At 54.3% G+C, this 26,825-nt stretch carries 25 protein-coding genes; 18 read left to right on the top strand and 7 right to left on the bottom strand.

The features are described from left to right. The first annotated feature begins 270 nt into the window (after positions 1-270). Positions 271-783, top strand: a complete 513-nt coding sequence (locus ACYQ3S_RS02295) for a hypothetical protein (RefSeq protein ID WP_459687139.1) — start codon at positions 271-273, stop codon at positions 781-783. Positions 784-872: 89 nt separating this feature from the next. On the opposite strand, the gene treC is transcribed toward ACYQ3S_RS02295, so the two are convergent. Then, positions 873-2,522, bottom strand: coding sequence for an alpha,alpha-phosphotrehalase (treC, locus tag ACYQ3S_RS02290; RefSeq protein ID WP_459687138.1), 1,650 nt, complete (start codon positions 2,520-2,522; stop codon positions 873-875). A gap of 19 nt (positions 2,523-2,541) precedes the next feature. After that, a complete protein-coding gene (treP, locus tag ACYQ3S_RS02285) occupies positions 2,542-4,521 on the bottom strand; it encodes a PTS system trehalose-specific EIIBC component (protein ID WP_459687137.1) in 1,980 nt (659 codons plus the stop codon). A 317-nt stretch (positions 4,522-4,838) separates the two neighbouring features. On the opposite strand from treP, the gene ACYQ3S_RS02280 reads away from it, so the two are divergent. The 3 genes from ACYQ3S_RS02280 to ACYQ3S_RS02270 all read left to right on the top strand — a co-directional run bounded on the left by ACYQ3S_RS02280 (position 4,839) and on the right by ACYQ3S_RS02270 (position 7,374). Continuing rightward, on the top strand, positions 4,839-5,573 hold the full coding sequence (locus ACYQ3S_RS02280; protein ID WP_459687136.1) for a GntR family transcriptional regulator: 735 nt from the start codon (positions 4,839-4,841) through the stop codon (positions 5,571-5,573). Positions 5,574-5,759: 186 nt separating this feature from the next. Further along, positions 5,760-6,272 carry an RNA polymerase sigma factor gene (locus ACYQ3S_RS02275; protein WP_459687134.1) on the top strand — a complete coding sequence of 171 codons (513 nt, stop codon included), beginning with the start codon at positions 5,760-5,762 and terminating at the stop codon, positions 6,270-6,272. Next, positions 6,253-7,374 carry a DUF4179 domain-containing protein gene (locus tag ACYQ3S_RS02270; protein ID WP_459687133.1) on the top strand — a complete coding sequence of 374 codons (1,122 nt, stop codon included), beginning with the start codon at positions 6,253-6,255 and terminating at the stop codon, positions 7,372-7,374. The genes ACYQ3S_RS02275 and ACYQ3S_RS02270 overlap by 20 nt, the downstream gene beginning before the upstream one ends. A gap of 109 nt (positions 7,375-7,483) precedes the next feature. Here the strand turns inward: ACYQ3S_RS02270 and ACYQ3S_RS02265 are convergent, their stop codons facing one another. Beyond that, complete coding sequence (locus ACYQ3S_RS02265) at positions 7,484-8,179, bottom strand: TetR/AcrR family transcriptional regulator (RefSeq protein ID WP_459687132.1); 696 nt, start codon at positions 8,177-8,179, stop codon at positions 7,484-7,486. 614 nt (positions 8,180-8,793) lie between these two features. On the opposite strand from ACYQ3S_RS02265, the gene ACYQ3S_RS02260 reads away from it, so the two are divergent. The 14 genes from ACYQ3S_RS02260 to bioA all read left to right on the top strand — a co-directional run bounded on the left by ACYQ3S_RS02260 (position 8,794) and on the right by bioA (position 22,747). After that, positions 8,794-10,356: a sodium:solute symporter family protein gene (locus tag ACYQ3S_RS02260; RefSeq protein ID WP_459687131.1), complete on the top strand. Its 1,563-nt coding sequence runs from the start codon at positions 8,794-8,796 to the stop codon at positions 10,354-10,356. 42 nt (positions 10,357-10,398) lie between these two features. Next, on the top strand, positions 10,399-10,983 hold the full coding sequence (locus ACYQ3S_RS02255) for a hypothetical protein (protein WP_459687130.1): 585 nt from the start codon (positions 10,399-10,401) through the stop codon (positions 10,981-10,983). A gap of 25 nt (positions 10,984-11,008) precedes the next feature. Next, a complete protein-coding gene (locus ACYQ3S_RS02250; RefSeq protein WP_459687129.1) occupies positions 11,009-12,028 on the top strand; it encodes a zinc-dependent alcohol dehydrogenase in 1,020 nt (339 codons plus the stop codon). 44 nt (positions 12,029-12,072) lie between these two features. Further along, the gene (locus ACYQ3S_RS02245; protein WP_459687128.1) at positions 12,073-13,098 is read left to right on the top strand and encodes a zinc-dependent alcohol dehydrogenase; all 1,026 of its coding nucleotides are present in this window, start codon (positions 12,073-12,075) and stop codon (positions 13,096-13,098) included. 5 nt (positions 13,099-13,103) lie between these two features. Continuing rightward, positions 13,104-13,964, top strand: coding sequence for a transketolase (locus ACYQ3S_RS02240; RefSeq protein WP_459687127.1), 861 nt, complete (start codon positions 13,104-13,106; stop codon positions 13,962-13,964). Then, the gene (locus ACYQ3S_RS02235; RefSeq protein ID WP_459687126.1) at positions 13,961-14,908 is read left to right on the top strand and encodes a transketolase family protein; all 948 of its coding nucleotides are present in this window, start codon (positions 13,961-13,963) and stop codon (positions 14,906-14,908) included. The genes ACYQ3S_RS02240 and ACYQ3S_RS02235 overlap by 4 nt, the downstream gene beginning before the upstream one ends. A gap of 36 nt (positions 14,909-14,944) precedes the next feature. Next, positions 14,945-16,390: a 4-hydroxyphenylacetate 3-hydroxylase family protein gene (locus tag ACYQ3S_RS02230; protein ID WP_459687125.1), complete on the top strand. Its 1,446-nt coding sequence runs from the start codon at positions 14,945-14,947 to the stop codon at positions 16,388-16,390. Positions 16,391-16,405: 15 nt separating this feature from the next. Continuing rightward, entirely contained in the window at positions 16,406-17,335 is a 930-nt protein-coding gene (locus ACYQ3S_RS02225; protein WP_459687124.1) for a CoA transferase subunit A, read from the top strand. A 12-nt stretch (positions 17,336-17,347) separates the two neighbouring features. Continuing rightward, positions 17,348-18,187: a CoA-transferase subunit beta gene (locus tag ACYQ3S_RS02220; RefSeq protein WP_459687123.1), complete on the top strand. Its 840-nt coding sequence runs from the start codon at positions 17,348-17,350 to the stop codon at positions 18,185-18,187. A gap of 14 nt (positions 18,188-18,201) precedes the next feature. Then, positions 18,202-18,957: an SDR family NAD(P)-dependent oxidoreductase gene (locus tag ACYQ3S_RS02215; RefSeq protein ID WP_459687122.1), complete on the top strand. Its 756-nt coding sequence runs from the start codon at positions 18,202-18,204 to the stop codon at positions 18,955-18,957. Between the two features lie 366 nt (positions 18,958-19,323). Then, positions 19,324-19,872 (top strand): biotin transporter BioY, encoded by a 549-nt coding sequence (locus ACYQ3S_RS02210; protein WP_459687121.1) that lies wholly within the window; start codon positions 19,324-19,326, stop codon positions 19,870-19,872. A gap of 7 nt (positions 19,873-19,879) precedes the next feature. Next, entirely contained in the window at positions 19,880-20,851 is a 972-nt protein-coding gene (bioB, locus tag ACYQ3S_RS02205; protein WP_459687287.1) for a biotin synthase BioB, read from the top strand. Continuing rightward, positions 20,844-21,527 (top strand): dethiobiotin synthase, encoded by a 684-nt coding sequence (bioD, locus tag ACYQ3S_RS02200; protein WP_459687120.1) that lies wholly within the window; start codon positions 20,844-20,846, stop codon positions 21,525-21,527. Before bioB ends, bioD begins: the two co-directional genes overlap by 8 nt. Before the next feature lie 17 nt (positions 21,528-21,544). After that, a complete protein-coding gene (bioA, locus tag ACYQ3S_RS02195; RefSeq protein ID WP_459687119.1) occupies positions 21,545-22,747 on the top strand; it encodes an adenosylmethionine--8-amino-7-oxononanoate transaminase in 1,203 nt (400 codons plus the stop codon). A gap of 335 nt (positions 22,748-23,082) precedes the next feature. Here the strand turns inward: bioA and ACYQ3S_RS02190 are convergent, their stop codons facing one another. The 4 genes from ACYQ3S_RS02190 to ACYQ3S_RS02175 all read right to left on the bottom strand — a co-directional run. Beyond that, the gene (locus ACYQ3S_RS02190; protein WP_459687118.1) at positions 23,083-23,334 is read right to left on the bottom strand and encodes a hypothetical protein; all 252 of its coding nucleotides are present in this window, start codon (positions 23,332-23,334) and stop codon (positions 23,083-23,085) included. 289 nt (positions 23,335-23,623) lie between these two features. Continuing rightward, entirely contained in the window at positions 23,624-24,469 is an 846-nt protein-coding gene (locus ACYQ3S_RS02185) for a tyrosine-type recombinase/integrase (protein ID WP_459687117.1), read from the bottom strand. A gap of 203 nt (positions 24,470-24,672) precedes the next feature. Continuing rightward, on the bottom strand, positions 24,673-26,067 hold the full coding sequence (locus ACYQ3S_RS02180; protein WP_459687116.1) for a sodium-dependent transporter: 1,395 nt from the start codon (positions 26,065-26,067) through the stop codon (positions 24,673-24,675). A 144-nt stretch (positions 26,068-26,211) separates the two neighbouring features. Next, the coding region (locus ACYQ3S_RS02175) for a beta-eliminating lyase-related protein (RefSeq protein ID WP_459687115.1) at positions 26,212-26,825 on the bottom strand (614 nt) is incomplete at its 5' end.

Raw genomic sequence — 26,825 nt, 5'->3', positions numbered from 1 at the left:
CTTTGCGTCATAAAGCCCGCGAAACCGTTAACGGTTTCGCGGGCTTTTTTGATTTGATATAGGGAGAGGGGCGCAGACGATACTCGTCCGGCCTGCAGCCGATACGGCGTTGTCTTGCCGCATCAAAAAATATCTCCTGCCGGCGCGATCGGACAGGAAATGCGCAGAGAGGGTGATACAATGATAATCCGCGGTTCGGGGCGGGGAAGCCATGCTGACAGGGCATTTCCCGCATAAACGGCAAATGTAAGAAATGGGGAGGCGCCATACATGAAAGCAGCGATATTTGCGCAGAGGGAACAGGTGGAGAACGCGGAAACGGGGAGAAGAGAACTGCCGGCTGCGCAGGAGGTACAGCTCATAACAGGGGAAACGGTCGTCCTGTATGCGCTCGATACCGGTGAGATGCCGCTTGCCGGCGCCAATCAGCTCACCTCGGTCCGCGCAGGACTGGTGCTGAACAGTACGGCGGTCCGCTTGGGCGAGCACGGCACAGTGCGCGAACTAGCAGAGAGCGAGCTGTACCACTGGACGGATGCGAACGAATTTGACCGGTTTCAATACACACGGCCGATGAAGATCAATAGCAGGCGGTACGCCGTTCATTTGCGGTTTGAAAATACAAGGGTAGGGATGGAGCAGGTGGTTGTTTATACGGATACCGGAGCGGGGACGGCCCGTGTAGACCGGTTGTGGCGCGCCATTCCGGATATTCGTATCGATCAGGGATCGAGCATGCTGGAAAAGACCGCCGCCTATCTGCTTTCGGAGGAAACCATGTAAAAAGGCCGCGGCAGACCACTTTTTTGTGTCTGCCGCGGCCTTTTTTGTGGAAAATATTTGCTGACAGGGAAAGGCTTGTCCGGCGTGGCTTATTCCGCGCGGTAGAGCACCAGGGACTCGTACGGCCGCAGGTGCAGACGCTTCTGTACCGCTGCGTCTTCATAGTTGGAAAGCAGGCAGCGGAAGCCGGTCAGGTCGACCGGACAGTCCCACTCGGTTTCCCTGCGGTAAAAGTTGTTGACCACGACCAGCGTTTCGCCGGCAGTGCGGCGGGTATAGGCGAGTACGGACGGATGTCCGCTGTCAAGCGGCGCAAAGTCGCCGTTGGCGATCACATCATACTGCTTCCGGAGCGCGATCAGCTTCTGGTAGTGGGCGAATACGGAATCGGGGTCGTCTATCTGGCTGGCGGCATTGATCGCCGTATGGTTGGGATTCATTTCAATCCACGGCACGGCAGCGGAGAAGCCGCCGGTTTCGCTGCCATCCCATTGCATCGGCGTGCGGCTGTTGTCGCGCGAGTGTACGCGGAGGATATCATAGGCGCTGTCCTCATGCAGCCCACGGTCGCGCAGGATGTGGAAATGGTTGATGCTTTCCACGTCGCGGTATTGGTCAAGCGAGGTAAAGCCCGGGTTGGTCATGCCGATCTCCTCGCCCTGATAGATATAGGGCGTACCGCGCAGACAGTGGATGACCGTACCCAGCATCTTGGCCGATGGTTTCCAGTATTCACCCTCGTCGCCAAAGCGGGATACCACGCGCGGCTGGTCGTGGTTGCACCAGAAAACCGCGTTCCAGGCGTTGTGCTCGCTCATGCCGGTCTGCCACGAAAACAGGATATCCTTGAGCTTTTGGAAATCAAATGGCACAAGCACCCATTTTTCATTGCCCACAAAGTCCACCTTGAGGTGATGGAACGAGAACACCATGCTCAACTCGCCGGTATCCGCCCCCGCGTATTGGTAGCAGTTCTGCATGGAAGTGCTCGACATCTCGCCGACGGTAATGATCTCCGCATCGGTGCCGAAGGTGGCCTGGTTCAGCTCGTGCAGGAATTCATGGACGCGCGGACCGTCCGTGTAGAAACGGCGTCCATCGCCCAGGTCGTCTGACTCATACGAACGCTTGCTGATCAGGTTGACCACATCAAAGCGGAAGCCCTTGACGCCTTTGCCCATCCAGAACCGCACAACGTCCTGCAGTTCGCGGCGCACGCGCGGGTTTTCCCAGTTGAGGTCCGCCTGCGTGGGATCAAACAGGTGCAGGTACCATTTGCCCTTTTCCGGAACATACTGCCAGGCGTTGCCGCCGAATTTGCTTTCCCAGTTGTTTGGCGGCGTGCCGTCGGGACCGCCTTCGCGCCAGATGTAATAATCCTCGTAATCCGGATCGCCGGAAAGCGCTTTCCGGAACCATTCATGCTCGGTCGAGGTATGGTTGAACACCATGTCGAGCATCAGCCGGATCCCGCGCTTGGCGGCCTCGCGGGAGAGCATTTCAAAATCCTCCATGGTGCCGAAGCGGGGATCGACGGCGCAGTAATCCGCCACATCATAACCGTTATCCCGCTGCGGCGAGGGGAAAAACGGGTTAAGCCAGATATAGTCCACGCCCAGCTTCTGCAAATAGTCCAGCTTGGCTGTCACGCCGCCCAGGTCGCCTACACCGTCGCCGTTGGAGTCGTAAAACGACTTGAAATAGCACTGATAAACAACGCTTTTGTGAAAATCAAACATAATGCGTATCCTCCCTGGGTTATTGCAGCACGGCGGAAACCGTCTCTCCGTGCGTTACGTCGATATCGGTGCAGAACTCCATGCTGGCATGGCCGGCCGGTTCGGTAACGATAAATACCGTCGTCTTAGGATGCCCTGCCGCCGCGATTTTATCGGGCGAAAAAGCGATCAGCCTGTCGCCCGCTTTGACATGGTCCCCTTCGTGGACGAACAGGGTGAAACCGTCGCCGTTCATATCCACGGTATCGATGCCGATATGAATGAGCAGCTCGGTGCCGTCGGCAAGGGCGAGGCCGCATGCGTGGCGGCTGTCCTCCATAACGACCGATACCTCCGCGTCAGCCGGCGCATAAATCGTATCGCCCGACGGTTCGAAAGCCATGCCTTCGCCCATGACGCCCTGTGAGAATACCTCGTCCGGCACCTCGCTGAGCGGCAGGGTGCGCCCGTCGCAGATGGCCTTCAGGACAATCTTTGCCGGGGCTGCTTCAGCTTTTTCCTCGGCCGGGGCGGCGGGCGCTTCCACAGCCGCCGGTGCAGGAGCCGTTTCTGCGGCTGCCGCGGCGGGTTCCATAACGCGGTCCTCGCGGGACAGCTTGCGGCTGCCAATGGCAAAGGTCAGGACAAACGGAATAACGATCGCCGCCGCCATGGCAAGCAGGAAGTTGGTCCAGTATTCCGGATAGATGGACAGGATGCCCGGCAGACCGCCGCAGCCGATCGAGGTGGCCATAACGCCCGTGCCGATCGAGATCATGGCCGCACAGGCCGAGCCGATCATGCCGCAGACGAGCGGGAAGCCGTATTTCATGTTAACGCCGAACAGCGCCGGCTCGGTAACGCCCATATAGCAGGAGATACACGCCGGAATGTTGACCTGCTGCGCGCGTTCGTTGCGCTTCTGCAGCATGGACATGGCCAGCACCGCCGAGCCCTGCGCGATATTGGACAGCGCGATCATGGGCCAGAGGTTGGTGCCGTGGTAGGTGTTGACCAGCTGCGAGTCGATCGCGTTGGTCATGTGGTGCAGGCCGGTCATGACGATCGGCGCGTAAAGCAGGCCGAACAGGGCGGCGAACAGGAGCTTCACATGAGAGTTCAGGCCCATGTTGACGATATTCGCGATAAAGTCGCCGATCTGCCAGCCGATGGGGCCGACAACCGTATGGGCAATCAGCACAGCCGGAACGAGCGCGCATACCGGCACGACCACCATGCTGATGACTTCCGGACAAATCTTTTTAAAGAGCTTCTCTAAGTATACCAGTACAAAGCCGGCAAGGATCGCCGCGATGACCTGACCCTGGTAACCGATCATCTGCACCTGGGCAAAGCCGAAATCCCAGACCGGAATATCCGCCGCAGCGGTGGTTGCGACCGAAAAACCATTTAACAGCTGTGGGGAGATCAGCGTCAGACCCAGAACAATACCGAGAATCTGGGTGGTACCCATCTTCTTGGTGATCGACCAGGTGATACCGACCGGAAGGAAGTGGAAGATCGCCTCGCCGATCAGCCACAGGAAGCTGTACATGCCCGCCCAGAACTGGGAGACGTCGGCCAGCGACTGGGTGCGGCCGTTCAGCAAATCGACCTCGCCGATGATGTTGCGGAAGCCGAGCACAAGGCCGCCGCAGATGAGCGCAGGGATGATCGGAGCGAAAATCTCGCCCAGCGCGCCCATAATGCGCTGCAGGGGGTTCTGGTTGGTTTTGGCCGCGCTCTTGACCGCGTCCTTACTCACGCCCTCAATGCCGGCATACTTGGTAAATTCCTGATAGAAGTTTGCCACGTCGTTGCCGATGATGACCTGGTACTGACCGGCCTGCGTAAAGGTTCCCTTGACGGAGGGAATGCCCTCAATCCCTTTTTCGTCGGCCTTTTTGGGGTCGACCAACACGAAACGCATACGGGTCATACAGTGCGATACTGCTTGGATATTGGCCTTGCCGCCGATCAGTTCCAGCAAAGCCTTGACATCTTCCTGGTATTTTGCCATGGATCTTCCTCCTGCATCCAGTATTTGCACAAACTTGTTTGAACAAGTTGCCTTCTGAAGATAGGATACCGCGTTTGACGCGTGAAAGCAAGGATATTGTTAAACAAAAAAACAGGAATCCTTTTGTTTATTTTGCCTTGAGCCTTTGATTGGGAAAATATAAGAGGAAAAGAATTTGTAAAACTTGTTTGAACAGGCCTTTTCGCCACGGCGGCAGTGTGATATAATGGGTGCCATCCAGAATATACCCATTTCCGTCATGGTGCGGCCGCGCAGAAAGCGGGATGGATAAAAGCGCATAGCGAAGAGGTGTCCTCATGCCAAAGGCAAAATATGAACAGCTTTATCAGTTCCTTAAAGAGAAGATCGAATCCGGCCAGTATCCGCCGCAGGAACTGCTGCCATCCGAGCACACGCTGATCGCCGAGCTGGGCTGCTCGCGCAATACGCTGCGCCGTGCGGTCGGTGAGCTGGTGCGGGCCGGTTATGTGCAGACCATGCAGGGAAAAGGTGTGCGCAATATTTTTGAGCCTGCGCGGCAGGCCACATTTACCCTCGGTACGATCGAAACCTTTGCCGAGTCGGCCGCGCGCAACCACTGGAAAGGAACGAGCGGGGTGCTGCGCTTTTCCGAGGTGGAGGCCAATCCGGCGCTGGCGGAAAAGACCGGCTTTTCGGAGGGGACAAAACTGTATTATGTCCAGCGCCTGCACTATCTGAACGGGCGGCCGTTGATCCTGAACCACAGCTACTTCCGGCAGGACGTGGCACGGGACCTGACACAGGAGATTGCTTCCGGATCGATTTACCGTTATCTGGAACAGGAGCTGCATGTTTCAATTGTCAACAGCAAACGGGTGGTAACGGTGGAAAAGGCGACGCCGCTTGACCAGGAGTATCTGGATTTGGGGGACTGCAACTGTCTGGCGGTTGTCAGCAGCCAAACCTATAACGGCGATGGCGTCATGTTTGAATATACCCAGTCCCGCCATCACCCGCAGTATTTCCGCTTTCAGGACAATGCTGTGCGTAAGACGGGGAGTGCGTCCTGACGAAAGACGCGCGGAGCTGGTTGAAAAAAACGCTGCCGGATTCCGGCAGCGTTTTTGTGTGATTACCCTATGCCGGAGGCGGGCGCGCTTTCCGGACGGGAGCCGACCTTTTGAAAAAAATTTGCATTTCCTTTCAACGAACGGTGCCTGACCGGCGTCTAACTATATGAAAGGAGGACACAGGATATGCAGCTGCTGAAAAAGAAATCAAATGTCGACGAAGAAAAATTCATGGAGTTGATTGATGCGCGGAAAGACTCGTTTTACCGCGTGGCCTACAGCTATACCAGAAACCGAGAGGATGCGCTCGACGTCGTCTCGGAGAGTGTGTGCAAGGCATATACGCATCTGCACCGGCTGGAGGATGTTGGTGCGTTCTATCCGTGGTTTTACCGTATCCTGTCCAACACGGCGCTGTCCCTGCTGCGGAAGCGGAAAAACCATGTATCGCTCGAGGATATATCCGAAACCGCCTCGGAGCCGGAGCCTGTAGCGGATATCATCGCGCTGCGGATGGAGCTGGAGCGGCTGGAACAGCAGCAGAGAGAAATACTGCTTCTGAAATTCAACGACGGTCTGACCTTCCGCGAAATCGCGGAACTGACAGGGAAGAATGAAAATTCGATCAAATATAGTTATTATCAAGGTTTGAAACGACTTAAGGAAAGGATGGAGCCCTATGAAAGACAGACAATTTGACGGTGCCTTTCCACAGGCGGACGTTCCTCCTGAACTGCTGGATGGGGCGATTCTGTCCGGAATCCGGAAAGGAAAAAAGAAAATGAACCAGAAAAAATATATTGTAAGGACTGTTGGCAGCGCCGCCGCCGCTTTCGCTATTTTTGTCGGCAGTATCAACGCGTCTCCCGCGTTCGCGGCAAAGCTGGAGGATGTTGCTGTGCTGGGAACGCTGGTACATGCGTTCCAGTGGAACGAGACGTCGGTTAAAGGCGGTCAGGCGTCGCAGAACAGCAGGGCTTCGGTTGCGCTGGAAAAGAACGGGGCAAACGAACAGCTTACGCTGACCTTCGACGGAGAGCAGGCCGCTCGTTATGAAGCAGTGCTTGCGCATTTTCCGGAAACGGTAACGATTACGCTGCCGGATACCAAGGCGGAGGATGTAAAAAGAGAGGTGGAGGACTTCCGCGAAAAAAGCGACTACATCAAAGCGGTCCACCTCTGGCAGACGGGACAGGCAGCGTCGCTGCAGATCGAATTTGATCTGGATACCGCCGTCGGAGTGGAGGAATATGAAAATCCGGGGCGGATTGTGGTGAAGCTCGCGCCCGGCGAATTTGAGGGCAGAGATATCTATTCGGTGCGTACGCTTTCGGCAAAGGATACCGGAGCGCTCGAGCAGCTGCAGAGCGGATATGACGAAACGGCGCGCGTGCTGCTGGACGAGCAGGGCAAGCCGTTTGTGGAACTGCGGCAATTTGACACGCAGGCGGAGGCGGAACGCTTCCTTGGCAGCCAGGGCAATGCGGACAGCCTGATCGTTGAAAAGCGGTGGAGCAACAACGCGCCCGCAAGCTACGACTCGCGCAAGGCATATGAAAACGCGCAGATCGAGCGGGAATATCTGGAGCTGCTCAACCAGTCGACCGATATCCAGCCGGTACAGGCGTTTTTGGAGAAGCATTTTACCGCCGCCGATGAAGAGGTGCGGGAAGCGCTTCTGTCCGGCCTGACCGGATGGCTGGCTGCCGATTCGGAGCAGTATGACCTGGAAAAGCTGAACCAATATTACAAAGCGATGGGGCAGGATATTTATCAGGCGCTCGGAGTAGAAAAGAAGTGAACAGACGAAAAAGTTTTTCTGAACAGCCGAACGGCCGACCGTTTTACGGTCGGCCGTTCGGCTGTTTTTTTGTTGATAATGCGCGTTGGTGCGGCCCTGCGCGGCATATTCAGTGCTGGTTGTAGTTTAAGGAAAATTCGTAATCATAGCTGTCCATTTCGTAAATCTTATCGTAAATTGCCTGCTTATCAAGAATAGAGACAACATCGGAAAGGCTTTCCTGATACACATGTGCCTGATTGTCGGACAAGCCGATATTAAAGCACCAGGTTTTGAAAGCGTTCCAGAAAATCGAATCAAATGTGCAGTCCTTCAAAACGTTTTCCTCACGCAGATAGCATATGGAGTAGGTTTGCAGCAGAAAGGTCTGTTCCGCGATAACGGCGGTGGCAAAGCTGCATGCGATCTGCTCGAGTTGCATGGCACGCTGCATTTGCTTTGCCCGGCTCTCGATGCTGAACATAAGAGTGGCGGTATGATGCTGCATTTCCAGCATAACACGGTAGAGCGGCGGCTGGTCAATGAAAATCCAATAGTAATAGTACTTGACCAGCAGGAGCATTAACAGCTCGCTGGGCTGCATCGCCTTCAAATGATCTTTGAGGATATGCTGCAGCTTGGCGAAAAAATCCAACTGCAGTGCCTCATATAAATCCTCTTTACGCTTGAAATAATGATACAGATGTCCAGTGGAGATGGATAATTCCCGGCAAATATTTTTAAGGGTTGTTTTTTCGTAACCATATATATACATCTGACGGTTAAATTCCGACAGGATTTTTGCTCGTACATTGTCTGCAGCCATAAAGCGCCTCTATTCCTTATAATTATTTCTATTATAGCTGTTTTACCAACAGTTAGCAAGCAAATTGTGGAAAACAGATAATGGAAATCACATGGAGAAGTGAGGGAGTATGGAAAATGTCACTAAAAACGAGGTTAAAACTTATATAATAAAACAATATTAATATATAATTTATATAGAATATAAAATATTGATATATATAAAATGCAGATTATATGAAAATTGAATAATATAGATTGACTTATTATAGGTTATAACCTATAATATCAAACATAAAAGAAAAAATAAGATATAAAATAGGGCGGGAAGGAGGACGGCAGAAAGCCCCAAAAATCATAATCAAAAGCAATAAACAAGAAAGGGGAAGAAAAATGGGCAAAACGATAAAAATTGTTTTTTGGATCTTCAACATTGTGATGTTCGCTATCAATTTCCTTTTTATCGGGTTTATTCCCTCGGGTCTGTGCTTTGGATGGCTACCCGGACAATTCGCATTTTTCATAGGCTCCATGATTGTGTGCGGCATCGTATGGGGAATTTACTTTTACAAGTTTTTTGACACGCAAAAGATGGTAGATGAGAAATATAAGGATAAATAAAGGAGGAACGGCAGAATGAGCGCTTATGCTTGGATTTGTGTAGGCATTATTGCATACGCGATATTTATGGTCGGCCACGGCATGTCCAACTTTCGGAGTACGTCGAAATCTGCGGAGAGCTTCTTCAATGCGGACCGCGGTGTCAATTCATTCATGCTGGTTTGTACGACGCTGATTTCGGCATACAGCGGCCTTTCGTATTATGGCTATCCGGCGCAAAGCTATTCCAACGGCATCGGTTATTTGGTTTCGGGCGGCTGTGCGATTACCGCGCTGCTGTTCTGTGTAATAGGTTACCGCCTATGGATTTTGGGTAAGGAATATGGGTTCCTGACGCCGTCCGATTATCTGCGCGCCCGCTATTACTCGGAAGGGTTTGGTCTGTTTGTCGGCGTGCTGCTGATTATCTTCATTATACCGTATGTGGCGGTTCAGCTGATGACGATCGGCAGCGGCATCGAGATCGCGACCGGCGGCCTGATGCCGTATCTGCCGGCGGTGCTGTTGGGAACGGTCTGTGTTTCGCTCCATATTATCGGCGGCGGCATGAAATCTGTCGCCTGGCTGGATACTTTCCATACGATCCTGGGCCTTTGCGCGGTGTATCTTGTGCTGGCATTTCTGGTCAACCACTTTTTCCCCGAGGGCGGCTTGGTCGAAGCGGCAAACATCGTCGCGAGTAATCCGGAAACGGCGCCGATTTTGTCCGTACCCGGCCCCAAGGGCTATTACACCTGGAAAGGCCTGCTGAACCAGGGCTTGACCGCGGCGGTAGGCACGGTTATCTGGCCGCATATTTTCATGCGCTGCTATATTGCAAAGGGAACGAAGAATTTCCGCATCATGTCCTGGGCAATGCCGCTCGGCTATGTCATCATCATGTTTGGCCTGGTAGTGATTGGCGCTATCATAGCGCCGGCTGTACTCGGTCCTGACTTTGCGGACGTTGACAATCTGCTGCCGACGCTGGTATCTCAATACTGCCCGCCGATCATCTCTTTCATTTCCATCCTATGCTTGTTTGCTTTTGCAGTATCCACGGCGGACTCCATGCTGCTTTCGGCAAGCGCGATTGCTTCCCGCGACGTGTATATTCATTTTGCGTACGACCGCGCCGGCAAAACGGCGGACAGCAAGCAGGCGGTCAAGTTCGGCCGCATTGTGCTGGTGATTCTGATGGTCGTATGTATTGTTGTAACGATGAATAAGTCCGAACTCATAACCGACTACGCGTACCGTCTGTCGTCCCCGTTCTTCACCATGATTCTGCCCTGCAGCATCGGCGGCTTGTTCTGGAGGCGCGGCACCAAGGAAGGCGCGATTATCGGCACCGTAGCGGGAACGATTGTAACCGCGATCTTTACCTTCGTTATGACGCCTCCGCTGGGCTTTTCGGCGCTGGTCTGGGGCCTGCTGATCAATACGATCCTGTATATTGTAGTAAGCCTGTGTACCAAGGTTCCGGAAGAAGTTGTGGAAAAGTATATCACCCGTGTTGCGAAAATCATGGCGGGCAATACCGAAGTGATGGAGATTTCCGGCAGCGCGGTTGCGGGCGCGCTCAAGGCGGATAAATAAACGGTTATACCTTGAAATTATTCTGAGGAAGAAGGGAATAAAATGGCTTACCGATTTCGGGCATTTGGCGTGGGCTGCGACTATCCTGAGGGATGGCGCGTTCAGATCGTACCAACAAAAACGTTTTCCGATGAAAATGGTGTGGTAAGGTTCGACGATATGCGGCCGGGGAATGTAGGAAACGTCACAGTTACGCTTTCCTGGGAAACGGCCAGCGTACAGGATGATTTTGTGCAGAAATACCTGGATAATGTGGAGCGGCAGTATCAGAAAAAGATGAAAAAGCGCTGCCGTGTTCTGAGCAGGGAACATATTGTGTGCAACGGCCATCCCGCAGGAAAGGTGCATGCGCTGATGCAGGCAAGCACCCATGTGCTCCGGCCCTTCGGTAAGCCGATTTCCCTTGAAATCCTGCAGATCGTGTATCACTGCGGCCAAAGCGGACAGATCATCATGGGTACAGTGACAGCGGAGCAGGGCTATTTTGAAAAGAACAGGGATGTGCTACAGGAAATGCTGAACAGCATCCGCTGCCATGAAGTGATCGATTCCCCGCTGTTAGTGCAGGCGGGCGGCGTAGAGCAAAGCGGATCGGAAGAAGCAGAGGAACAGGAAAACGCTGTTTAATGAATCGTAAGGAGATGTAATGCAAATGATTGCAGCCCAGATGGAATCCATCGGTCATATGAAAGTCAAAGAGCTTCCCCTGCCGGCCCTGAACCCAGGGGAGGCGCTGATCAAGGTGAAGTACTGCGGCGTATGCGGCACTGACCTTCATGTATTCAAAGGGGAGCATGCAACGGCAAAATACCCCCTTGTCGCAGGGCATGAGTTCGTGGGAGAACTGGTAGAACTAAACGGCGTATCGCTCAACTGCAAGGTCGGGGATCAGGTGGTGGCACATCCTCTGTTTTCCTGCCGGAGTTGCGAGGCATGCGCGCAGGGCAACGATAATGTGTGCAAAGATCTGCAGTTCCTCGGCGCCCATACGGACGGAGGCTTTGCACAGTATGTCAAGGTGCCGATCTACAAGATTTATCCGATAAACGGTATCGACCCCAAGCTTGCCGCATTGACGGAGCCGTTGGCGGTGGCGGTACATGATGTAAGGCGCAGCGGGCTGAAAGTGAGCCAAACCGCGCTGGTTATCGGCGGCGGCCCGATCGGCCTTCTGATTGCGCTTGTGGCGCGTCTGGCCGGTGCGCGCACGATCGTGATTGCCGAGATCAGCGAATACCGGCGGAATATGGCGGCCGATATGGGCTTCACGGTTCTCGATCCTCTGGCGGACGATTACGGCGATAAGCTGTATGAACTGACGGATGGGCTTGGCTTTGACGTGGTGTATGAGGTTTCGGGCAGCGCGGCCGGTGCGATTGCCATGTCGGAATATGCGAAGAGCAGGGCGGCGGTCGTGGTTGTGGGTATGGCTGCAAAGCCGCATCCGGTGAACCTGGCGCAGGTGTTTATGAAAGAACTGGATATGTACGGTGTGCGCAGCCATACGCAGTATGATTTTATCGGCGCGATCGATACGCTGAAGAGCGGCGCGTTGGATAAGGAGCTGAAGAAATTGGTTTCCCATACCTATCCCCTGGAGGATATTGGGGAGGCATTCGATATGATGTTTGCGGGCGATCAGTTCTTCAAGGTGCTGATCCAGTGTAATTGAACAGAGGCAAGCTGCCTCTCTGAACCATAGAGGGAGAATGAAGCATGAAATGTTTAGCAAAGATTGATGGAAAAGCAAAGCTCGTCGATATACCGGAGCCGCAGATCCGGCCGGGGACGGCGAAAATCAGGATCGATTACTGCGCGCTGTGCGCTACGGATATCCATATTGTTACGCAGAATCTGTACCGGTATCCGAAAGATAAGTTTGTCGGCCTGGGCCATGAGGCGTCCGGCACGATTATTGAAATTGGCGAAGGACCGGAATCGGCAGGCTGGAAAGTGGGAGACCGAGTGGCGGTTGCGAGCCTTGGGAACTGCGGCTATTGCGATGAGTGCAAACGGAATCATGACGTGTTCTGCCAGAATAAAATCTTTGCGCGTCCGATGATGACCGAATTCGCGGTGCTTCCATTCAGCATGCTTTTCAAGATCCCGGATGGGGAGGATGCGATGAAATACTGTATTGCGGAGCCTTGTGCTTCCGCGATGCGCGGTATTGATATCGCGGATATCAAGATTGGCGATTCAGTCTGCATTTCGGGCGTGGGCGGGATCGGCGCGATCCTGCTGGATATGCTGACCAAGCAGGGCGTAACCAAGCTCACCGCCATTGATCCGGTTGCGAGCAAGCGCGAGCGGGCCATGGAGATGGGGGCGAAATATGTGATCGATCCGAGCAGTGAAGATATCGTGGCACGGGGAATGGAGATCACGCAAAACCGTGGGTATGATGTAGTGATCGAAGCCTCGGGCGTCCCTGTGGCGGCACCGCCGATGATGCGCATGGTTGCGAACAAGGGGAAAGTCGTTTATTTTGCGGTATACCCGATGGATTACGAGCTTCCGGTAAACCTGTATGAAATGTACATGAAAGAGGTCAGCCTGCATACGGTTTATACAACGGTGTACAACTATCCCCGTGTCATGGATCTGATCCCCTCGCTGCAGACAGACAAGATCATAGGGCCTGTGATGAACCTTGATCAGGCAGAGGAGGCATTTGAGCTTTACAGACAGTCTATCTATCCGAAGATTGTGGTAAAGTGCAGCGGATATAAAAAGGAGTAGTTGTTATGGCGGACAGAACGACGGTGAAGCGTTTGGAAAAAGCAGCGCTGCAGACGAGAATCTGGCTGCTGGAGCTTTGCCATAAGGGAAAGATCCACATCGGAGGGGATATGTCGTGCTGTGATCTGATGACGCTTATCTGGCAGCACCTGATGCGGTACGATACCGCAAACCCCAAATGGGAGGAGCGGGACCGTTTTGTGCTGAGCAAAGGACATGCGGCAGCCGTTACGTCCTTCAGCCAGGCGGCAATCGGCTGTTATGCGGTAGAGGATATCTTTGCGGAGTATGCGACGAATTTTGGACGGTTTGGCATGCATTCCTGCAACCTGCACAACCCCTATGTGGATGTATCGACCGGCTCGCTGGGACACGGCTTCCCCGTGGCGGGAGGTGTGGCGCGGCAACTGAAGGTTAAAGGGCTGGACAGCAGGGTCTATTGCGTGCTGGGAGACGGCGAGTGCGAGGAAGGTTCGGTTTGGGAAGCGGCGATGTCGTCCTCCAAATATAAGCTGGATAACCTGATCGCCTTTGTCGACCGCAACCGCATGTCGTTTGACGGCTGTACGGAGGAATTAATGCCTTTGGAGCCGTTTGCGGACAAATGGCGCGCGTTCGGCTGGAATGTTATCGAGGTGCCTGACGGAAACGACATGGCGCAATTGCTGGATGCGGCCGCATCCGTACAGGAAACGGCGAAAGGCCGTCCTACCGTGCTGATCTGCAATACGGTAAAGGGCAAAGGCGTAAGCTTTATGGAAAACCAGAAAAAATGGCATACCGGAGTTTTAAGCGACGAGCAGCTAAAGCAGGCGAAGGACGAGTTGTACAGCGCCTACCAAAAGAAATGGGGTGAAGCCGTATGACGCAGCAGAATGCGGAGCGGAAAGCATCCCCGCGCGATATGGCGGGAATTAGTATGGAGCGGCTTGGCGAAAAGTACAAAGATATTGTCGTCCTGACCGCTGATGTCAATTCTAATACCAAAGTTGATGGCTTTCTGGAAAAATATCCGGAGCGTTCCTATAATATGGGGATCGCGGAGCAAAACCTGCTGAGCTTTGCGGCGGGGCTGGCGCAGGAAGGCGCGGTGCCGTTTGCGTTCACCTTTGCTCCGTTTGCGACTATGCGGGCCTGCGAACAGCTGCGGACCGATGTGTGCTATCCCAACCTGCCGGTAAAGGTGCTGGGTAGCTATGCGGGATATTCCGGCGGACTGAGCGGCTGCACCCATTGTGCGCTGGAGGACTGCGCGATTACCACCAGCTTCGGCAACATGACGGTGCTGGAGCCATCCGACCCCTTCCTGGCAGGTAAGCTGTTGGAGGCTTCTGTGCTGCGGCAAGGCCCGATGTATATGCGGTTGGGGCTGGAAACGCTGCCACCGCTCTATGACAGCGAGCAGTCTGTTGAGATCGGGAAAGCGCTGTTTCCGGTAGAAGGCGGGGACGGTGCGTTCCTATGCTCCGGCATAACCGTGTATTACGCGGTGGAGGCGGCAAAGCGCCTGAAGGAAGAATGCGGCGCGGCGATCCGCGTTGTCGATCTCCATACGATCAAGCCGATCGATAGGGACGCGGTATGCAGCGCGGCAAAAACCGGCAGGGTAATTTGTGCGCAGGACCATACGGTGATCGGCGGATTGGGCTATGCGGCGGCCGCAGTGATTGCGGAGGCGGGGCTTGCCTGCAAATTCAAGATCCTGGGCTGTCCGGATCATTTTGTGCCGATTGCGAAGCCTGATTACCTGTATCATCTCAACCATTATGACGCGGCGGGACTCTATGAGGAAATGAAAGCGCTTTTGTAAAGAAACGGCCGCGTTTTGAAAAAGAGGAGGTTACCAATGCGTACCGGTAAAGAGTATGTTGAAAGCCTGCGTCAAATGAAAACAAAGGTATATCTGTTTGGAGAACTTTTGGAGCAGCCGGTGGATCACCCGATGATTCAGCCACATGTCCGTTCCGCCAAACTGACGTTTGACCTGGCCTGGTCCCCGCAGTATGAGGGGTTGATGACGACGACCTCCCACCTGACAGGGGAAAAAATCAACCGTTTTACAAGCATCCACCAAAGTGCGGACGATCTGGTCCAAAAGGTGAAGATGCTGCGGACGATTGCGCAGATGACGGGAAGCTGTTTTCAGCGCTGTGTCGGCTATGACGCGATGAATGCGCTCTATACGGTCACATTCGAGGTGGACCAGAAGTATGGAACCAACTACCATGAACGTATCTGCGAATTTATCAAAAGAGTGCAGCATGAGGATTTGATGGTAGCGGGCTCCATGACCGACCCCAAAGGCAACAGGAGCCTGTCGCCGAGCAAGCAGGCGGACAAGGACCTATATGTGCATGTGGTGCGGCAGGATGAAAACGGGATCGTCATTCGGGGCGCCAAGGCACATATGACGGGTATCGTCAACTCCCATGAAATGCTGATCATGCCGACGGTAGCAATGGGGGAGGACGATAAGGAGTATGCGGTCTCCTGCGCGATACCGGTGGATGCGCCGGGCGTGCTGCACATTTTCGGACGCCAGACAAATGATGAGCGCCGCCTGACCGGAGGCGCGATTGACCAAGGCAATGCGCGCTATGGGATCGTCGGCGGAGAAGCGCTGACCATCCTGGAAGATGTGTTCGTTCCGTGGGATCGGGTATTCCTGTACGGGGAAACCGATTTTGCGGGCCTGTTGGTAGAACGCTTTGCGAGCTACCACCGCCAGAACTACGGCGGCTGCAAGGGCGGCGTGAGCGATGTTGTCACCGGCGCTGCGGCGTTGCTGGCTGACTATAACGGCCTGCAGAAAGCAAGCCATATCAAGGATAAGCTGACAGAGATGATTCTGCTGACCGAAACGCTGTACAGCAGCTCCCTGGCCTGTTCATATGAAGGTAAGCCGACACCGTCCGGCGCGTATTTTGTAGACCCGCTTCTGGCCAATGTGACAAAGCAGAATGTGACAAGGCATATTTACGAGATTGACAGGCTTGCTCAGGATATAGCGGGCGGCTTTATCGCTACGCTGCCCTCCGACCGCGATATGGAGGATGAAACGGTAGGTCCATACATTAAAAAATACTTTGCGGGAATGGAGTCCGTCCCGACTGAATACCGTATCCGCGCAGCAAGGCTTTTGGAAAACATGACCGGCGGAACAGCACTGGTCGAAAGCATGCATGGCGCAGGTTCGCCGCAGGCGCAGAGAGTGATGCTGACGCGTCAGGCAAACCTGGAGAAAAAGAAGGAGCTGGCGAAGGTTTTGGCCGGTATACCGCTCGGGCAGTAGTGCGGAGGTGAAAAAATGGCATGTCCTGATAACAAGAAAAAAACCGATAAGCGGATGAGTCTTTCGGAAGCGGTCGCAACCTATGTCCAGCCGGGCTCCAGCATTGTGTTCAGCGGGATGGGCGGCGCACAGTGTGTTGCGCATACCCATGAAATCATCCGCCAAAAAATCGGCGGGCTCACCCTAATCGGTGACAGCCCCTGTGAGACCGGCGATATGCTGATCGGCGCAGGGTTAGTCAAAAAAGCGGAAATTGCCTGGTGCGGATATGCGGTGGCAGGTCTCGGATACAATTTCCGGCGTGCGGTGGAAAAGGGCATCCCGCAGGAAGTGGAGCTGGAGGAGTATTCCAATTACGGCATCGGGCTGCGGCTATTGGCGGGAGCGATGGGCCTGCCGTTCCTGCCAACCAAATCCTTTTTAGGTTCCGACCTGATGACCTATAACCCTAATATCCGTCAAATGCAGGACCCATACACAGGGGAAACGGTCGCACTGGTGCCGGCTGCTACGCCTGATGTGGCGCTGGTACACTGCTCACGGGCGGATAAGCACGGTAACGCGCAGACGTTTGGCTTTTCTGCCAACGAGGAGAACGCGGCACGGGCGGCTAAATATACCATTGTAACCTGTGAAAAGCTGGTCGATACGGACATCATCCGGCAGACGCCAAATCAGACAATCATACCGGGATATGCTGTGGATGCGGTCGTGGAGGTTCCGTTTGCATGTCATCCGTGGAACTATCCGTATGCCTACGCATATGACCTGCCGTTCCATTGTGACCAGATGAAAGCGTTCAGGACGCGGGAAGGATTTCTGGAATGGCTGGACGAGTGGTGCTGGAGCGTAAAGGACTGGAACGGCTATCTGGAAAAGGTAGGGTATGACCGTCTGTTCCGACTTGCGCAGATAGAACAGCGCTTCAATAAAACGGCGTTTTAAGGGGGCGGCACGGTGAATAATACAACGTATACCATGACGGAACTGATGATTGTTGCGTCCGCACGAGAGATATCGGACGGCGACCTGATCTTCGCAGGGGTCGGGAACCCCACCCTCAGCGCCCTGCTGGCCCGTATGACCCATGCGCCCAACGCGCTGATCGCGACGGAATCCGGCAGCATTGGCCCCAGCCCGAAACGGATCATGCTGGGAATAGGCGATAACGCGGGAATAGAAAATTGTATCTGTTCCACTTCGCTGTGGCGTCTGTTTTCAGATCAACAGCGCGGTTATATTGATATCGGAATGGTGGGCGGTGCGCAGGTCGACCGGTATGGCAATTTGAACAGTACTGCAATTTTTGGTGATGGCAGCTATGCAAGGCCGGTTTCCCGTCTGCCGGGTAGCGGCGGTGCGAACGATATCGCCAGTTGCGCGCAGAAAACGATTATTTCCATTCCGCTGCAGCGCAGGCGCTTTCTCGAACGGGTGGATTATATCACCTCTCCCGGCTACCTGAGCGGCGGGGATGCGAGGGCGAAAGCAGGTCTGCGCGGCGGGCCGGAAGCGATTATCACGGACAAATGCATATTCCGCTTTCATCCGGAAACAAAGGAGATCATGTTGACCCAGGTTCATCCCGGCGTTACGATAGAAGAGATACAGAAAGAAATATCCTGGGAGCTCAAGCTGGCGGAGAAGATCGAGGTCACCGAGCCGCCGACAGAGCAGGAGGTGCGGATGATCCGCCAGCTCGACCCAGAGGGAATTTACATCGGGACAGGGATGGCAGATCTGACTTTTGAACGGTATATGGATATGCTTAGCCGCTCGCTGGAAAGCTTCCACTGAAGAAAGGAGAACACATGGCAGTGCTGCAGGGAAAAACAGCAGTCGTGACAGGCGCGACAAAAGGAATCGGCAGGGGAATCGCCTTTGCCTTGGCGGGGCATGGTGCAAATGTCGTTGTGGTAAGCAGACATTTGGACGAATGCCAAAAAACTGCGGAAGAGATTGCGGAAAGCTGTGGGGTTGAAACGATGCCGGTTGCGGCGGATGTTACACAGTTGGCGCAGATCGAAGCGCTGGTGGAAAAAGCGGCGGAACGGTTTGGGAAAATCGATATCCTGATCAATAATGCGGGAACGGCGATCACGAAAAAAGCCGAGGATATTACCGAACAGGACTGGGATAGGGTGCTTAATGTTGACCTGAAAGGTGTGTTCTTCTGCGCGCAGGCGTTCGGCAGGAAGATGATCGGGCAGGGATATGGCAAGATCGTAAATATTGCGTCTATCCTGGGACTGGTAGGGGACAAACAGGTGTTGCCTTACTGCGTGGCAAAGGGCGGCGTGATACAGATGACGAAAGCCCTTGCGCTGGAATGGGCCAAATATAATATTACGGTAAACGCGCTATGTCCGGGATATGTGATTACGCCGATGAACCGGGAAGATCTTCAAAATGAAAAGATTTCCGCCCATATTCTGAAGAAAGTGCCGATGCGCCGGTTCGGAGAGGTGGAAAATATGACAGAGGCCTGCGTTTTTCTGGCCTCAGACGCCTCTTCCTATATGACGGGGCAGGCGATGGTAATTGATGGCGGCTGGACCTGTGAGTAGAATCATCGGACGGGACGGCTGCATTATCCAAGAAAAGGGGATTACGCAGGCAGGCGACCTCCCTTTTTACAGGTAGACAACGCAGTGGTCAAAGGCACCCTGCTCCGGCTTTTCCAAAGAAGCCGGAGCAGGGTGCCTTTTTGCCGTCTGTGGAAAAAGCGGATTTTCACCCAATGGAGCAAGAAGGATAACGCAGGGGATGACAGTAATACGACTCGATGTAAACCTAATAAATAAAATGAGTTGACGGTAGGGCGCGGGTATGTTATACTGATTTTCGATAAAAAGGCAGGAAATGCATCCACTGGAAAAAGACGCTTGCGGAAGAATGTGCGATATATCGGAAGCGTACACAGGAGAGAAAGAATGAAAACGGCAAAAACGAAAAATTTGATTCTTTGCGGCTTGTTTACCGCGCTGATTGTTGTAGGGGCGTTTATTCGGATTCCCATTCCGGTGGTGCCGTTTACGTTGCAGCTTTTATTCACCATGCTGGCAGGGCTTCTGCTGGGAGGAAAATGGGGGGCTGCTTCGGTCTGCATTTATATTGTGCTTGGGCTTGTGGGGCTGCCGGTATTTGCGGAAGGCGGCGGCTTGGCTTATGTGCTGAAACCGAGCTTTGGCTATATTATCGGGTTTGCCATCGCATCCTATGTCACGGGACGCATTGCAAACAAAACCGCCAATCCGGGATATAAGCGGCTGCTTGCCGCCAATTTTATCGGGCTTGGAATCGTGTACTTATGCGGAATGGTATATTATTATCTGATGAGCAACTTCTATTTGGGCAGCCCTATTGGTTTATGGCCCCTGTTCCTGTACTGTTTTATTCTGGCCGTGCCGGGTGATATTGTGCTGTGCATTCTCGGCGCCATCCTGGGAAAACGGTTGATCCCCATTATGAATCGGATGTGATGAGATGATGAAAACGTTGCAACAGTTGACGGAAAAGGTCATAAGCGGCGAACAGATCACAAAGGCGGAAGCGATGTGCCTTTACCAGCAGCCACTGGACGAACTGTGTGAAAGCGCGGATGCCATCCGGCGGCATTTTTGCGGCCACCGGTTTGACATCTGCACGATCATCAACGGGAAGAGCGGGCGCTGCTCGGAAAATTGCAGGTTTTGCGCGCAGTCCGCGCATAACCATACCGGCGCTGCACAGTACCCTTTACTGCCGGAAGAGGAGATCGTTGCGCAGGCAAAGCGCAATCAGGAACAGGGGGTGCTCCGTTATTCCATCGTCACATCGGGCAAACGGCTGTCTGATGGGGAAGTGGAGCAGATGTGCGGGGTTGTGCAGGAAATAAAAAGGACGGTCGGCATTTCGGTTTGCGTATCCTTTGGCCTGTTGGACGAGGGGCAATTCCGCAAGCTGAAAGAGGCGGGCGTAACGAGAGTACATAACAATCTGGAAACCTCCCGCAGAAATTTCCCGCATATTTGCACGACGCATACCTTTGACGACAAGGTGCAGGCGATTCGCGCGGCACAGGCGGCGGGGCTTTCGGTATGCAGCGGCGGGATCATGGGGCTTGGAGAAACGGCTGAAGACCGGATCGACATGGCGATGGAGCTGCGCGGACTGCAGATCAAAAGCGTTCCGGTCAATATGCTTAACCCCATTCCCGGCACACCGATGGAAAATAACCCTCGATTGACCGTGGAGGACATGCGGCGGATCGTTGCGGTATACCGTTTTATTCTGCCGGACGCTTCGATCCGACTGGCAGGCGGCAGGGGGCTGCTGCCGGATAAGGGCAGGAGCTGCTTTACCTCCGGCGCTAACGCGGCGATTTCCGGCGATATGCTGACAACTGCCGGCATTACCACGCAAACCGATATGGAGCTGCTGAAAGGTCTGGGATACGAGGTGGGCCTTTGCAATGAGTAAAAAGATATTTATCACAGGCACAGGAACCGATGTCGGTAAGACCTATGTAACGGGCTTGATCGTCAAAAAGCTTTGGGAAAATAAAAGGAACGCCGCCTATTACAAGGCGGCGATGAGCGGGAATGACCGCGGGGTGGACGGCAGTCTGCTTGCAGGCGACGCCCTGCATGTAAAGACGGTTTCCGGTATTGCACAGCCGATAAACGAGATGTGTCCCTATCTCTATGCAACGGCGGTTTCTCCGCATCTGGCGGCCCGCATGGAGGGCAATCCGGTGGAGCTGCAGCGGGTGCTCCATGATTTTGATAAAGTGTGCGGCCGTCATGAATATGTTACGGCAGAGGGGTCTGGCGGCATCGTCTGCCCGCTCCGCTTCGACGGACAGGAGCTGCTGCTGGAGGATTTCATCAGGGCGCGGAAGCTGAGCAGCCTGATAGTGGCGGATGCGGGGCTGGGTACGATCAATGCCGTGGTGCTGACCGCGGAATATATGAAAGCGCATCAACTTCCGGTAAAAGGGATCATCTTTAACCACTACGAGCCGGAGCGTGTGATGCACCAGGATAATCGATCAATGTGTGAATACATGACAGGGTTGAAGGTGCTGGCCTGCGTAAAAAACGGGGACACGGATTTGGATATCCCACTGGAAACGCTGGAATCCTTATATGAATAAAACAGGAAGGGAATAAAATGATCTGGTATCCATATCAACAGATGAAAACCATGAAGCCGCCCTATCAGATTGTAGATGCGAAAGGGGTTTACCTTTGCACAGAAAACCGGAAGCTGATCGACTCCGTATCTTCCTGGTGGAGCGTTATCCATGGGTATAAGCATCCGGAGCTTAACCAGGCGATCACAGAGCAGTTGGGGAAATTTGCCCACGTCATGCTGGGGGGGCTGACCCATGAACCGGCGCAGAAGCTGTCGGACAAGCTGCAGGAATGGCTCCCAGGCGATCTGGACTGTTGCTTCTTTTCGGATTCCGGCAGTGTCGCCGTGGAGGTCGCGCTGAAAATCGCCCTGCAGTATTACGTCAATCGGGACGAAACGCAGCGGACCATGGTGCTGGCGCTGGAACACGCCTATCACGGGGATACGTTCAAGGCCATGGAGGTAGGCGACGACGAGGATTATCATTTTGTTTTGAAGGCCTACGGGAAAAGCAAAAATGTCATCCATATCCCGACGGAAATCGAAGCGCTGGAAAAAGCGTTTGCGGCGTACCATGAGCGCCTGAACTGCTTTATTGTCGAACCGCTGCTGCAGGGGGCGGGCGGCATGCGGATGTATGACGTATCCTTCCTGAAGCGTGCCAGGGAGCTTTGCGACCGCTATGGCGTGCTCCTGATTTTTGATGAGGTCGCTACGGGCTTCGGCCGTACCGGAAACCGTTTTGTTGCGGATCTGGTTCTGCCGGATATCCTTGTACTTGGAAAAGCGTTGACCGGCGGATATATCGGCCATGCCGTCACGGTCACAAGTCGCAGGGTGTATGAAGGCTTTTATGACGACGATCCCGCCCATGCCCTGATGCACGGGCCGACCTTTATGGGGAATGCTTTGGCCTGCAGTGTGGCGCTGAAATCCATTGAGTTGTTTGAAAAACAGGATTATATGTCCAAAATACGCAGGATAGAGGCGATCACACGCAGGGAAATGAACGGCTTTTCCGATCCGCGGATCAAGGAGATCCGCATTATGGGCGCCTGCGTGTGTGTTGAGGTATATGATCCCCAGACGATTGCGGGATACCAGCAGTTTGCCTTTGAGCGGGGCGTGTTCAGCCGGCCTTTCCTGAATTATATGTATGCGATGGTGCCTTATGTGATTACGGAGGAAGCGCTTGTCAAGGTGCTGGATACCATGAAAGCATGGTTTGTCAAAGGATAAAAAACGGGAGGAACGGCGATCGGCGTTCTCAACGCCTATGAGCGGACGTGCGACTGCAATAAAGCGACCCGAATAGGAGACTATTCATGAAACGGATAAAAAGGGCATGATCGGCAGATCGGGGCCGAAAGTTGCTTTTGGAAAGAATGTATTCCAGCACAAAAGCAAAAGAAATTGCCGCAAAAGTGCTTTTGGACTATGCAGCCCGACCAGCATAATGCTTGTGGAGAATGCAGCCGGATAGGGAAGAAAGCGCGTTTTCCCTGTGCTGCGGCGGAAACAGGAACGCCCCGCAGGGATTATCCCTGCGGGGCGCGTATTTGAAATCCCAAAGCCTACGGGCGGGCGAGCGCAGAGAGCAGCCGCTCCCTTGCAGCCTGGGCTGTCTCTTCCGGTGGCGCATGAATCAGATAGTCCAACGCATCGTTCCACTCCTGAAGCGTGGCCGCTTCCGGCGGGAGCTGTTCCAGCGCTTGCCGGGCTTTTGCCAGCTGCCGGCCGCTGATGCGTGGCAGGTCGGACAGATAAGCACACCCTGCCTGAACCGCCATAAACTCCAGCAGGGAGTCCTTTTTCTTCGTCCGCATCGCTTCATCACCTCCAGTCAACAGAATCAACATTTCGAATAGTATTTCGCTCAAATAGACGAGTCGGCGAGGATGTGGAGGCAAAAAACAAGGCTTTCCTGCACCGGTTCGGGCTGTTTGGGTGCAAAAAACCGGACCGCAAAAGAGCGTCTTGTCTGCGGTCTGGTTTGGTGTATCCAGAACATGGAATTGCCTTGCATTTTATGGCGAATACTGGTATAATCTCTATGCAATATATAACGAAAGCATGATTTTCCCCATATCCGCTATGGCGAAATGTTGATTTTGTCTATGATATCAGCCCGAGCCGGTTAAGCTGGCGGGCGTGCTCCGCGCCAGAGGTCAGCAAATAGATGCGTGTAGTCTCGATGCTGGAATGCCCCAGCACATCTGCCAGCCGCGCGATGTCCTTACAGGCTTTGTAAAACGTGGTGGCAAACAGGTGCCGCAGGTTGTGCGGGAATACCTTGGACGCTTCCACCCCCGCATATTTGCACAGCCGTTTCAATTCCGCCCATATCTGCCTGCGCGACAGGCTGTTGCCGTTTCCCGTGAGAAAGATCTCGCCGGAGACGGTTTTTTGCTTTCTGGCGTATTGCAGCAGCTTGCGGCACAGCTTAGCGGGCAGCAGGATGGTGCGTATCTTCCCCTTGAGGGAGATTTCCGCGCGGCCATGCCGCGCGGCCTCGACGGTGATATACTGTACCTCGGAAACGCGGATGCCGGTGGCGCAGATGGCTTCCATGAGCAGGGCGAGACGTTCTCGGCCCTGGGTGCGGGCGGCGTCCAGCAGGCGGGCGTACTCTGCCCGCGTCAGCTCGCGGGACGTATCGCGAAAGAGCCGCCGCTGGACTTTGAGGAACTTCACGCGGCATTCGTCCCAGCCGAGGAAACGGAACAGGCCGTTGAGGGCGGCGAGCATGGAATTGATGGTAACGGGTGCATAGCCGGTATCCAGCAGGTGGGCTTTCCAGCCGGCCGCGCGCTCACGGGAGACCGGCCTTCCGTCCAGCCAGCGGACAAAGGCGCGCACATCCCGCAGGTATTTTTCGACCGTGCCGGCGCCGCGCTCCTCCGCGCGCAGATAGCGGCTGTAGCCCGCGATCTGTTTTTCTGTTACTTGGTATTGGTTCATCCTGATTTCCCTCCGTCTGCAAGAGTAGTGCTTCTATTGTACCTTGCATATGCGTGCTTATCTGAAAAAGCCGGGACAGATACAATATTTTTGCATACCGGACATGCCGCGCTCCGGCAGATAATACAGCAGAGGCTCACAGCGAATCATGCTGTGAGCCTCTGCTGTTTGAAAGGGAAAATCGGGGGATAACCGATGGGGGATCAGCCGATGCCGCCCCATGCAATGCCCAAAACGAAGCAGAGGACACACAGTGGGACGAACACATATTTACCAAACGGGATAAACCACTTCATGACCGGTTTTTCCGAGCCAAGCTGCGCTGCGGCGATCGCCGTATCTTTCTTCATAATCCAGAAGAACATGATGCCAGCGGTTACTGCGCCAAGTGGGAGGATGTAGATCGAAACCATATCCATCCACTGAGAGGTCCAGGGCTGGATCATCAACGCGATGGCCAGGGAAACCGCATGTACAATCACCGTCGGAATCCAGCGTTTCAGCTTGAACTGATCCTGCAGGAAGTTGATCGGCACCTCGAGCAGGTTGATGACCGACGAAACGCCTGCGAACAGGATCGCCACATAGAAGAAGATAACGATCAGTCTTGCGACGCCGCCCATGCTGTTAAATACAGGCAGCACGGAGACGAACATCAGGCCGGGGCCACCCTTGCCAAGGTCGCCGCCAGCGGAAGCCATGGCGGGGATGATGACGAACATCGCCAGCAGCGCCGCGGAGGTGTCCATGATCGCGCAGATGATAGCGGACTGGCGGATCTTGACATTATCGCCCAGATAAGAGCCGTATACGACCGAGCCGGAGCCTGCAACAGACAGCGAGAAGAAGCACTGTCCAAATGCGTAAACCCATACTTCCGGATTCTTGAGCCCTTCCGGATTCAGCGTGAAGATATACTTGTAGCCTTCCGAGGTACCCGGGGTGAAGATCATCAGGACTGCCAGTGCGATAAACAGCACATACAGCGCAGGAATCATGATCTTGCAGGATTTTTCGATGCCGCCCGCAACGCCCATGACCATAATCAGCAGAGAAACGATTACGCCGACGATGATCCACAGGTTATTTGCGCCGCCGGTAGCAAAGGTCATCTTGATTGCTTCGCCAAGGCTGTCTGCTTCCGGAGCAACTGCGCCGAACGCGCCGCCGATAGCGCTCATATCCTGCCCCATCGCGGTGAGCTCGCCAGTGATCGCCATTTTGGTCCAGTAGAACACCCAGCCCATAATGACCGCGTAGCCGGTAGCCAGGCAGAAAGCGCCGATAATCGGGATTGCGCCCAGCCATTCGCCGACTGATTTCGGCTTGCCGCCGTTTTCCATAGCCTTACCGAACGCGCCGGACGGGCCGCTTTTCGCCCAGCGGCCAAGCGAAAATTCTTCCATCATGCCGGACTGGCAGATGATAAATGCAAATATGAAATAAGGGATCAGGAACGTTAAACCGCCGTACTTGGACACCAGCATCGGGAAGCGCCATACGTTCGCCATACCGACGCAGGAACCAACAGCAGCCATGATAAAGCCCCACTGGGACCGAAAGCCGTCCTGATTCTGCAGCTTGCCGTTATTCTCCATTCTTTACACCCCTTTATGACATGAGCCAAACATGAACCAGTACGCCCGCGGAAACTATTCAGTTATCCGCGGGCGGTACTTCTTTCTTGCCCTGCGCGCTTTCCACGCGGCGCAGGTTACGCCCAGATTTTCACACGGATATGGTTACTTTTCTTCGTTGGGGTAGGGCTCGAGGAAGGCATGGAAGTGACGCATCGGCAGCTTGTGGCCCCAGACGATGCGCATGTTCGGGATGGACTCGCGATCCTCATACAGCGCCTTGACCGCCGCGATGACATAATCCAGATGCTCCTGGGTCAGACGGCTGCGGTCGATCGCAAAGCGGACCACGTTCGCCAGCTCAGCCTGCTGCTCAGGGGTCTTCAGGTCGTATTCCATGGAGTAGTCGCCCAGCTCGGATACACGGATGCCGTAGCGGCGGATCAGCTCCAGCGAGAAGCCCTCGCCCGCGAAGGTATCGTGGCCGCGCTTGCCGTCGAAGAACTCATCCATGTTGATGTACACCGCATGGCCGCCGGCCGGCAGCACAACGCCCTTGACGCCCGCCTTGTAGAAGCCCTCTGCCAGATAGTTGCACTGTGCAACGCGCTCGTTCAGGTAGTTGAAGTCGCAGCTCTCGTACAGGCCGACCGCCAGCGCCATGATATCACGGCCCGACATGCCGCCGTACGAATCGTTGCCGTAGCAGGAGATCTGCTTGACCTTCAGCGTAACGCCGACATCGGTGATGATGTTGCCGTTCTCGTCAAAGTCGGAGA

The organism is Agathobaculum sp. TL06, assembly GCF_054658635.1.
The sequence above is the reverse complement of the archived record's forward strand: the minus strand, read 5'-3'. Positions and strand labels throughout refer to the sequence as shown.